Source organism: Aquabacterium parvum (genome assembly GCF_001447195.1).
Lineage (GTDB): Bacteria > Pseudomonadota > Gammaproteobacteria > Burkholderiales > Burkholderiaceae_C > Aquabacterium > Aquabacterium parvum.
In genome coordinates, this window is the sequence record NZ_LFRI01000241.1 from 1 (window position 1) to 273 (window position 273).

Sequence of the window (273 nt, forward strand, 5' to 3'; positions counted from 1 at the left end):
GCGCAATGTCCTCGAAGAGGCTGCGCTGATGACCACTGAGACGGTGAGGGCCTTCTACGGGATCGTAGCTGCTGGCCCGGATGTTGACACGCCGCCCTGGCTGTTCATCCTGGCCAGACACATCGACGCCTGGGACGAGGCCTCGCAGGCCTACATGATGGCCGTGCATCAGCATGCTCGGCCTGTCCTCAATGACATGGAGCGCCTCTCCGCGTCGAAGTAAGCCGGGGGGCTGGGGGACACCCCAGTGAGCCCGAAGGGCGTTGCAGAGGG

At 64.8% G+C, this 273-nt stretch carries 1 protein-coding gene; it reads left to right on the top strand.

Translation table 11 applies throughout. The features are described from left to right. A partial coding sequence (locus tag ABG80_RS08890) for a hypothetical protein (RefSeq protein ID WP_235513795.1) occupies positions 1-223 on the top strand: 223 nt, incomplete at its 5' end. Positions 224-273 lie beyond the last annotated feature (50 nt).